The 8671-nt window shown below is 63.4% G+C and carries 11 protein-coding genes and 2 tRNA genes; 6 read left to right on the top strand and 7 right to left on the bottom strand.

Annotated elements, in window-relative coordinates:
* Positions 1–73 precede the first annotated feature (73 nt).
* From uvrC to QZ329_RS13750, 3 genes are all read right to left on the bottom strand, one after another.
* On the bottom strand, positions 74–1918 hold the full coding sequence (gene uvrC / locus QZ329_RS13740; protein WP_295753570.1) for an excinuclease ABC subunit UvrC: 1845 nt from the start codon (positions 1916–1918) through the stop codon (positions 74–76).
* 147 nt (positions 1919–2065) lie between these two features.
* Positions 2066–2329 carry an HPr family phosphocarrier protein gene (locus QZ329_RS13745; protein ID WP_295753571.1) on the bottom strand — a complete coding sequence of 88 codons (264 nt, stop codon included), beginning with the start codon at positions 2327–2329 and terminating at the stop codon, positions 2066–2068.
* A 283-nt stretch (positions 2330–2612) separates the two neighbouring features.
* Complete coding sequence (locus QZ329_RS13750; RefSeq protein WP_295753573.1) at positions 2613–3146, bottom strand: ferritin family protein; 534 nt, start codon at positions 3144–3146, stop codon at positions 2613–2615.
* Positions 3147–3439: 293 nt separating this feature from the next.
* On the opposite strand from QZ329_RS13750, the gene QZ329_RS13755 reads away from it, so the two are divergent.
* The gene (locus QZ329_RS13755; RefSeq protein ID WP_295753574.1) at positions 3440–3775 is read left to right on the top strand and encodes a hypothetical protein; all 336 of its coding nucleotides are present in this window, start codon (positions 3440–3442) and stop codon (positions 3773–3775) included.
* A gap of 117 nt (positions 3776–3892) precedes the next feature.
* Entirely contained in the window at positions 3893–4588 is a 696-nt protein-coding gene (gene tsaA, locus QZ329_RS13760) for a tRNA (N6-threonylcarbamoyladenosine(37)-N6)-methyltransferase TrmO (protein WP_295753575.1), read from the top strand.
* Positions 4589–4623: 35 nt separating this feature from the next.
* Here tsaA and QZ329_RS13765 read toward each other — a convergent pair whose 3' ends face one another.
* From QZ329_RS13765 to QZ329_RS13780, 4 genes are all read right to left on the bottom strand, one after another.
* Positions 4624–5508 carry a YitT family protein gene (locus QZ329_RS13765; RefSeq protein ID WP_295753576.1) on the bottom strand — a complete coding sequence of 295 codons (885 nt, stop codon included), beginning with the start codon at positions 5506–5508 and terminating at the stop codon, positions 4624–4626.
* A gap of 176 nt (positions 5509–5684) precedes the next feature.
* Positions 5685–5981 carry a sigma-70 family RNA polymerase sigma factor gene (locus QZ329_RS13770; protein ID WP_295753577.1) on the bottom strand — a complete coding sequence of 99 codons (297 nt, stop codon included), beginning with the start codon at positions 5979–5981 and terminating at the stop codon, positions 5685–5687.
* Positions 5962–6195 carry a hypothetical protein gene (locus QZ329_RS13775; protein WP_295753578.1) on the bottom strand — a complete coding sequence of 78 codons (234 nt, stop codon included), beginning with the start codon at positions 6193–6195 and terminating at the stop codon, positions 5962–5964. The genes QZ329_RS13770 and QZ329_RS13775 overlap by 20 nt, the downstream gene beginning before the upstream one ends.
* Positions 6192–6380 (bottom strand): hypothetical protein, encoded by a 189-nt coding sequence (locus QZ329_RS13780; RefSeq protein WP_295753579.1) that lies wholly within the window; start codon positions 6378–6380, stop codon positions 6192–6194. The genes QZ329_RS13775 and QZ329_RS13780 overlap by 4 nt, the downstream gene beginning before the upstream one ends.
* A 93-nt stretch (positions 6381–6473) precedes the next feature.
* Between QZ329_RS13780 and QZ329_RS13785 the strand changes: the two genes are divergently transcribed.
* The 4 genes from QZ329_RS13785 to QZ329_RS13800 all read left to right on the top strand — a co-directional run.
* Positions 6474–6549, top strand: a tRNA-Thr gene (locus QZ329_RS13785).
* Positions 6550–6567: 18 nt separating this feature from the next.
* Positions 6568–6652 (top strand) — tRNA-Tyr (locus tag QZ329_RS13790).
* Positions 6653–7016: 364 nt separating this feature from the next.
* Entirely contained in the window at positions 7017–7766 is a 750-nt protein-coding gene (locus QZ329_RS13795; protein ID WP_295753580.1) for a S24 family peptidase, read from the top strand.
* A gap of 209 nt (positions 7767–7975) precedes the next feature.
* The coding region (locus tag QZ329_RS13800; RefSeq protein WP_365352176.1) for an aminoacyl--tRNA ligase-related protein at positions 7976–8671 on the top strand (696 nt) is incomplete at its 3' end.

Raw genomic sequence — 8671 nt, forward strand, 5'->3', positions numbered from 1 at the left:
ACCAGGCTGAAGCGGCGGCAACGAAGCCGCGGCATAATAGAAGGACCGAAGAGCTAAGCTCTTCGGTCCTTTTTTATGGCTCTCCGGCGCCCTCCGTTTCTGGGTGGAAGTGCCGCCACACCGCCTCGGCGGCGGCTTTTGGCACCACCGCCGCCAGGGTCTCCGCGTCCGCCTCCCGGATGGCCTTGATGGTCCCGAACCGCTTCCGCAGCTCCTCCTTCCGCTTGGGACCCACGCCGGGGATGCCGTCCAGAGCGGAGCGCATGGCGCTCTTCCCGTGGCTCTCGTGGTGGTAGGTGATGGCGAAGCGGTGGGTCTCCTCCTGAATCTGCCCGATGAGGGAGAACACCGCCTGGTTCCCCACGATGCCGATCTCCCGGCCCTCCGGCGTCACCAGGGCCCGCGTCCGGTGCCGGTCGTCCTTCACCATGCCGAAGATGGGGACGGTTACGCCAAACTCCTCCGCCACGGCCAGGGCCGTTTGGGCGTGGGTGACGCCGCCGTCGATCAAAAACACGTCCGGCAGGGGCAGGAACTTCTCGTCCCCGTCCGCCGCCCGCTGGAGCCGCCGCCGGATCACCTCCCGCATGGAGGCGTAGTCGTCGGGCTTTCCCTCCAAGTCCTTGATGCGGAACCGGCGGTAGGCGCTTTTCAGCGGCCTTGTGCCGCTGTAGACCACCATGGAGGCCACGATGTCGCTGCCCCCGGTGTTGGAGATGTCGAAGGACTCCAGCCGCCTGGGCGGGGCGGGGAGGTCCAGCATCTTCGTCAAAAGCTCCAGAGTGTGGGCCACCCGCTCCTCAGCGGTGGTGGCCCGCTCCGCCTCCTCGGCGGCGTTCCGCTGGGCCATGGCCCGCAGGTCCGCCTTCTCCCCCCGCCGGGGGACGTGGACCCAGACCTTGTGGCCCGCCCGCTTGGTCAGCGCCTCGGAGAGGCTTTCGCAGTACCCCTCCGTCTCAAAGGGCAGCAGAATCTCGTGGGGCAGGATGGCCCGTGGCAGGTAGTACTGGGCCGTCAGGGCGGAGAGCATCTCCTCCTCCCCCTCCTCCATGGGGGCGGTGAACAGCTCCGTCTCCCGGCCCGCCAGGTTCCCCTCCTCCATGTGCAAAACGGCGTAGCAGCACTTCCCCGCTCCCCGGTACAGCCCCCAGATGTCCGTGTCCGCGCAGAGGCCCGCGATGACCGTCTGCTTCTTGCTCAGGGCGCTGATGGCGTTGATCCGGTCCCGGAGGGCCGCCGCCTGCTCGAACCGCAGCGCCTCCGCCTCCGCCTCCATCTCCCCGGTCATCTCCCGGAGGAGGTCCTTGGCCTTGCCCTCCAGCATCTGGCAGGCCTGGCGAATCCGGCGGTTATACTCCTCCGCCGTCATCTCCGGGCGGCAGAACCCGTCGCACCGGCCCATGTGGAAATTCAGGCAGGGCCGCTCCGCGCCGATGTCCCGGGGGAACTTCCGGTTGCAGGTGGGCAGCCGCAGGGCGGCGCACACCGCGTCCAGGGCCTGCCGGGTCTCAAACCGGCCGCCGAAGGGGCCGAAGTACTTCGCCCCGTCGTCCGCCCATTTGTGGATCATGGAGAAGCGGGGATAGTCCTCCTTGGAGAGACGGACGAAGGGATAGCCCTTGTCGTCCTTGAGGAGGATGTTGTACCGGGGCATGTGCCGCTTGATGAGGGAGTTTTCCAGCACCAGGGCCTCAAACTCGCTGGTGACAAAGATGGTGTCAAAATGGTCGATCTGCGAGACCATCTGCCGGGTCTTCGCCGTGTGGGAAGCGCTGTCCTGAAAATACTGGCTGACGCGGTTCTTCAGCTTTTTCGCCTTGCCCACGTAAATGACCTTGCCCGTCCGGTCCATCATCAGATAGACCCCGGGGGCAAGGGGCAGGTCGTTGGCCTTCTCCTTCAGCTCGTCCTTGGTCATGCTCCGCCTCCTTTTCCGGGTGAATGGGGGCTCCGCGGTCCAGGGCCTGCGCGCCCGGGGCGAACCCGCTCCGGGCGCCGCTTCTCCCCTGGCTTCGCGGCGAAAAAAAGACCACCCCGCGCTGACGGGCAGCACGGGGACGGCGCATTACTCTCCGAAGTTGTCTTTCACCAGGTCCACCAGGGCGGTGACCGCTTCTTTCTCGTCGCTTCCGTCGGCGATCAGCGTAATGGGGGTGCCCTTCACAATGCCCAGGGACAGCACGCCCAACAGGCTCTTCGCATTGACGCGGCGGTCCTCCTTCTCGACCCAGATGCCGCTTTTGAACTCGTTGGCCTTCTGGATGAAGAATGTGGCGGGGCGGGCGTGCAAACCAACTTCGTTGTTGACAGTGACTTCCTGCGTATACATGTTGCAGCTCTCCTTTTCTGTATCGAATCGAAATCAAACGTTTTTGCCCACGAGTCATTACTTTACCATCATAACCGCTTTTTCGTCTCCAGTCAATGGATAATTGCACAAACATTTCGAAAATTTTTCCCTGGCAGTAAAGTTCTTTTTGTTAGTTTACACCAGTTTTCCTATAAAATATACGTCATTTTGCTGAATTTTTTGCGTCCTCAGAGATAAAATTCTTTTGCATGCCGTTTTTGGGGGAAAGCGCCCCCGTTTGTCCGCCTCCGCCGGACACGATTTAATAATTTTCCGCCTTGATCTGGAAAAATCCCTGGGGCCGCCCGCAGACCGGGCAGGCGGCGGGGGCGCGCTTTCCCCACTCCAGGTGTCCGCAGTTCCGGCAGTACCAGAGGACGGGGGCGTCTTTGCGGAATACCTGGTCCCGCCGGAGATTGTCCAGCAGCTTCAAAAACCGGACCTCGTGGGCCCGCTCCGCCTGGGCCACCCCCTCAAACCGGGCCGCCAGCTCAGGGAAGCCCTCCGCCCGGGCGGTGCGGGCCATATCCGTGTACACATGGGTCCACAGGGCGTTTTCGTCCACGGCGGAGGCGGCCAGGTTCTCCGCCGTGGACCCCAGCCCCTTCAGCGCCCGGAGCCACATGCGGGCGTGGGCCAGCTCGTTTTGGGCCGTCTCCTCAAACAGGGCGGCCATTTGCAGGCAGCCCTCCTCCCGGGCCGCCTCGGCAAAGAGGTCGTATTTGCTCCGGGACTGCGCCTCCCCCACGAAAGCCCGCCGCAGATTGGCCTCCGTCTCGCTTCCCTTAAAATCCATGGGCCAGCACTCCTTTCCGGCGCGCTTCCTTCAGCGGACGCCTACAGTATGCTTATGGTCCCGGTCCCCGCTTCATGTCTCCGCCTTTCAAAAAAAGGCGCTCATCCCTGAAAGTCCCAGGGTTTGCCCCGGAGGAGCGGGGGACACTAGCACTCGGGTATCGTGAAACCGCGGGACGGGTTTTCCCGCCCGCGCCGCCAAAGCAGCTCAAGACCTCTGCGTCCTGCGCTTCTTTGACGGAACTGCGGGGCCCCTGCCGGGGCCCCTTTGAGAATCGTAAGGAGGCGCATCTCATGAAAAACACGCTGATGTTCCTGCTGGCGTCCCTGCTGCTGGTCTTCACCCTCACCGCCTGCGGCGGCGGGGCCCAAAACAGCGCCGGGAACCAGACCGGAAGCGCCGTTACCGGCAGCGACACCGCCGGAACCAACAACGGCGGATATGACAACGGCGCCAACACCAATGGAACCGCCAACAACGGCGCCAACACCAACGGCAATTCCAGCGGCAGCGGCGTCACGCCGGAGGGCAGTCTGATGGACGACGCCCGGGACGCCGCAGACGACGCCGGAAGGGCCGTCCGGAATACGGTGGACGACGCCGGGCGGGCCTTGGACCGCGCGTTCTAAACTCCCCGGACCGCCGGAAGGACCCTGCTGGGTTCTCCGGCGGCTACTTATCGTGGGCTTCCCTTTTCCCGCCGGCTGCTGTATAATGGCGGAAACGAACAGGAGGAGGTTCCCGCCATGTCTCAGACATTTGCCATGAGCGCCATCGCCCACATCCGCAGCGACTTTGCCGGCAAATTCGGCGTCCCCCGGCAGAGCGGGCTGGTGGAGTCCCTGGAGGCTCTGGTGGTCTTTGAACCGGAGTACCGCGACCCCGCCGCCCTGCGGGGGCTGGAGGGCTTTTCCCATCTCTGGCTCGTCTGGGTGTTTCATCAGGCGGTCCGGCAGCGCTGGTCCCCCACGGTCCGCCCGCCCCGGCTGGGGGGCAACGCCCGGCTGGGGGTCTTCGCCACCCGCTCCCCCTTCCGGCCCAACCCCATCGCCCTGTCCGCCGTGACACTGGCGGGAGTGGAGGAGACCCGGGAGTGGGGCGCGGTCCTCCGTGTCCGGGGGGCGGACCTGGTGGACGGCACGCCCATTCTGGATATCAAGCCCTATCTTCCCTACGCGGACTGCCGGCCGGAGGCGTCGGGGGGCTTCGCCTCCGCCCCCGCCGGGGAGACGCTGGCGGTGGACTTCCCGCCGGAGCTTCTGGAGCGAATCCCCCCGGAGCGGCGGGAGGCCCTGCGGTCCGTGCTGGCCCTGGACCCCCGGCCCCGGTATCAGGAGGACCCCGGCCGGGTGTACGGCTTCGGCTTCGCCGGGCTGGAGGTGCGCTTCACCGTGGAGGGGGAGGTCCTGCGGGTGCGGGAGGTCGAAAAAACGGGCGGCTGAGGTTCCTCAGCCGCCCGGGCGGTTCCGCGTATGGGTCACTCCAGCTTGCGCACAAAGTTGCCGAAAACCCGGACCCGTTCCTGCACGGTGACGAAGGCGTGGTCGTCCCGCTCGTGCACCGCGTGGAGCAGCTCCTCGATCTCAAACTTGGAAAGGCACACCACCAGCACGTGGAGTCCCTTGCCGCTGTAGGCCCCGGTGCCCTCCCAATAGGTGACGCTGCGGCCCAGCTTCTCGATGATGAAGCGGCCCAGCTCCTTCTCGTCCTCCTTGGTGAAGATCATGGCCTGGACGCTTACGTTCTGCTGGTGCATCCGGTCCAGCACCATGGCGGAGAAGAAGTTGTAGATCACGGAATAGATGGCCACCTCCGGCACAAAGAGAACCAGGCATGCGGCATAGAGAAACAGATTAAAGGTCAGGGAGAACTTGCCCACCGTGAACCGGCTGCCCCGCTTGCTCAGGCACAGCCCCACAATGTCCAGCCCGCCGCCGCTGCCGCCGCAGGTCAGCACGATGCCGCTGGCCACGCCCACGATGATGCCCCCCAGCAGGCAGGAGGTGAGATAATCCTCCACAATGGGGACGGAGGGCGAGGGGAAGATGCTGTAGAAAAAGGAGAAGGACACTGTGCAGGCGATGGTCTTGAAGGTCATGGCCCGCCCCAGGGTCTTGTAGCCCAGCAGCAGAATGGGCACGTTGCTGATGAAATAGAGAACGCCCGCGATGTCCGCCTCCAGGCCCAGGCCGTTGTGCAGCAGCGTGCGGATCAGCTGGCAAAGGCCCATCAGTCCGCCGGAGTAAAGGCCCAGCGGCACAATGAACAGGCGCAGCGCCAGGGCCACCACCCCCTCCCCCAGCATGGCGGCCAGCAGCCGCAGCCAACGGTTGTGCAGGGAATTGTACATCATATCCTTCATGTCGTTCCTCCTGGTCCGGCGGCCTCCCCCGCGCCCCGGCGGGTCTGGGACGGCGGACCTCCCGTCTTTTCCGATACTGGCTTTGATTATAGCCGCTTCCGGCACAAACCGCAAGAGAAACCAGGGGGAAATATTGCTCAATTCCCGTCTTTTTCCTTCTCTTTTCCAGCCAAAATTTACAAAGCGTACCGCAGGCAGCGGTACAGCCGCTCCTTCCCCCGGCGGAGGGTCCGGGACACCGTGGAACGGTTTACCCCCAGCTCCTCCGCGATCTGGGGGATGTTCATCCCCCGGTCGAAGTAAAGCTCCAGCATCTGGCGCTGGCGGGGCGTCAGCTCCGCCTCCCGGGCCCGGCGGAGGTTGCGGCGCAGGCGGTCCAGCCGCTCGGCGTTGTCCGGGTCGTTCTGCCGCCGCCAGACCGTCATGTCCCCGATCCACTCGCTGGCACGGGTATCAAAGGGTGTATTTCTCATAATTATGAAAACTCCTGTCATAATAATGGGCGGTGAGAGCCGCCAGCTCCCGGGCCTCTCTCCAGAGGGGGGTCAGCTCGTCGATGCGCCGCCGGAGGCGGAAGGCCGCCTCCGGGTCCTCCTGGGCCCGCTCCTGCCCCCGCAGCTCCACGATGCGCCCGTGCAGGGCGGCGGCGCTGTCCTGATAGACGCCGGACATCTCCAGAAGGGTCACAGCCATTCCTCCCTTCCGCAGACCTCCCGGCAGGGGGCCAGCTCTCCCCGGGCCAGCTCCAAAAAGCAATCCGCACAGGCCAGGCGGCCGCTGCAAAACCAGTACTCCTCGCCCCGGACAATCTCCCGGCCGCACATCGTGCAGCGCAGGGCACGCCTCCGGGGACGGTGTCTTGTGTAAATCATCCAATACTCTCCTTTAAAAAAACCTGGAAAACGGGAAAATTTTTGTTGACAAATGGAAACGCATCTGCTAGAATAAACACTGCTGTTGGAACTGCTGGTGTAGCTCAGTTGGTAGAGCAGCTGATTTGTAATCAGCAGGTCGGGGGTTCGAGTCCGTCCACCAGCTCCAAAACTTCATCTTCTATCTGGGGGAATTCCAGAGCGGTCAAATGGGGCAGACTGTAAATCTGTTGTCACTGACTTCGGTGGTTCGAATCCACCTTCCCCCACCAGCTCAGAAATTCCCCTTACCGCTGCGCTTTCCGCCCCGAAGGGACGGAAAGCTCCGCCGGACGGGGAATTTCTTCGCTTTCACCTGCGAACCACTGCGTTGGGTTCGCAGGTGATTCTTTTTTTGCGGGGGACGGGGGTTGGGGGCGTTTTTTTGGGGGGGACGCTTGGACTTCCGTTGACGTGCGACGGGGTGATTCGCGGCGGGACTTTGGGGACAGGGATACAAGAATCTTGGCGGTGATTTTAAAATAGCACATTTGTTCTAGTATGTCAAGGGGTATTTTACAAGAAACTTGAAATTTTGATTGACAGGGCCTCGGGCGGCTGGTAAGATTGAGGAAATTGTATGGGAGGAGGGGGCTTATGTCCTTCGGGGAGAGAGTGCGGGCCCGGCGGGGGGAACTGGATATGACCAGGACGGAGCTGGCCGCTTTGCTGGGAGTCTCGCCCTCCGCTGTGGGAAATTATGAGACGGGGGTCAGCTTTCCCAAGGAAGAGATCATGCTCCGGCTCTTTGACGCTCTGGAGACCGACCCCAACACCTTGTTTCAGGACAGCTTCCGGCAAAAAAGACAGCCCCTGAACCCGAAGGAACAGCGGCTGCTGGAGAATTACCGGAGCCTCTCCCCCCTGGGGCGGGAGTCCGTGCGGACCGTGGTGGAAGCTCTTTGCGCCTGCCGGGATGAGGCGGAGGCCGTGCCCGGGGCGGCGGAGCCCAGGATGATCCCCCTCTACCGCACTCCCGCCGCCGCCGGGTACGCCTCCCCCGCCTTTGGGGAGGATTTCGATTACATCCCCGTCATCGGCGACGTGCCCCCGGCGGCGGAGTTCGCCGTCCGAATTCAGGGGGACTCCATGGCCCCCTTCATCGCCGACGGGTCCGTGGTCTATGTGAACCGGGACCCGCTGAAGCCGGGGGAAGTGGGCATCTTCTGCGTGGACGGGGACGTCCTTTGCAAGCAGTATTACAAGGACCCGACAGGCATCGTCTACCTCTTCTCCCTGAACCGGGCCAGGTCCGACGCCGACGTGGTGCTTCCCTCCGCCAGCGGGCGGACCCTGGCCTGCTTCGGCCGGGTGATCCTCCGGTCCTTCCCCCTGCCGGGGCGGTGAGGCGCCAAAAAACCGCCCCGGCCGCCCCTTGTCAGGAGGGCCAACCGTCTGCCGTGATTTCCGGCGCCATTTGTGTCCTGCCATGCTTTTCCTCAAAACGCAAACAGCCATCCCGGCCAAATGCGCCAAAGCAGTTGACAATTCCACCTGGGGCGGATAAAATATAGGGGTTATTTTGCAACCTTAAATAGGGAAAGGATTTGAACGCTATGGACAAGAGACAGGTGGACGCCATCACCGCCCGGGATGTGGACTTCGCCCAGTGGTACACCGACGTCTGCAAGAAAGCGGAGCTCATCGACTATACCTCCGTCAAGGGCATGTTTATCTACCGCCCCTACGGCTACGCCATCTGGGAAAATATCCAGAACGAGATGGACCGCCGCTTCAAGGAGACGGGACACGAGAACGTATACCTCCCCGTGCTGCTCCCCGAGTCCCTGCTTCAAAAGGAAAAGGACCATGTGGAGGGCTTCGCCCCGGAGTGCGCCTGGGTCACCGTGGGCGGCAGCGAACAGCTGGAGGACCGCCTGGCCATCCGTCCCACTTCCGAGACCCTTTTCTGCGAGCATTACGCCAACATCATCCACTCCTGGCGGGACCTTCCCAAGCTCTATAACCAGTGGTGCAGCGTGCTGCGGTGGGAGAAGACCTCCCGTCCCTTCCTCCGCCACCGGGAGTTTCTCTGGCAGGAGGGACACACCATGCACGCCTCTGAGGACGAGGCCCGGGAAGAGACCATGCGGATGCTGAACGTCTACGCCGACTTCATGGAAAACTTCCTGGCCATGCCCGTGATCCGGGGCCGGAAAACCGAGAAGGAGAAGTTCAAGGGCGCGGAGGAGACCTTCACCGTGGAGTGCATGATGCACGACCACAAGGCCCTCCAGGCGGGCACCAGCCAC

This window comes from uncultured Oscillibacter sp. (assembly GCF_910579365.1).
In the GTDB taxonomy this organism is placed as follows: domain Bacteria; phylum Bacillota; class Clostridia; order Oscillospirales; family Oscillospiraceae; genus Oscillibacter.

Excerpts from the sequence above, each read along its gene's own strand:
- QZ329_RS13780 (WP_295753579.1), bottom strand. The coding sequence starts at position 6,380 with ATGATTTACACAAGACACCGTCCCCGGAGGCGTGCCCTGCGCTGCACG.
- uvrC (WP_295753570.1), bottom strand. The coding sequence starts at position 1,918 with ATGACCAAGGACGAGCTGAAGGAGAAGGCCAACGACCTGCCCCTTGCC.
- QZ329_RS13750 (WP_295753573.1), bottom strand. The coding sequence starts at position 3,146 with ATGGATTTTAAGGGAAGCGAGACGGAGGCCAATCTGCGGCGGGCTTTC.
- QZ329_RS13770 (WP_295753577.1), bottom strand. The coding sequence starts at position 5,981 with ATGAGAAATACACCCTTTGATACCCGTGCCAGCGAGTGGATCGGGGAC.
- QZ329_RS13765 (WP_295753576.1), bottom strand. The coding sequence starts at position 5,508 with ATGAAGGATATGATGTACAATTCCCTGCACAACCGTTGGCTGCGGCTG.
- QZ329_RS13745 (WP_295753571.1), bottom strand. The coding sequence starts at position 2,329 with ATGTATACGCAGGAAGTCACTGTCAACAACGAAGTTGGTTTGCACGCC.
- QZ329_RS13795 (WP_295753580.1), top strand. The coding sequence starts at position 7,017 with ATGTCCTTCGGGGAGAGAGTGCGGGCCCGGCGGGGGGAACTGGATATG.
- tsaA (WP_295753575.1), top strand. The coding sequence starts at position 3,893 with ATGTCTCAGACATTTGCCATGAGCGCCATCGCCCACATCCGCAGCGAC.
- QZ329_RS13755 (WP_295753574.1), top strand. The coding sequence starts at position 3,440 with ATGAAAAACACGCTGATGTTCCTGCTGGCGTCCCTGCTGCTGGTCTTC.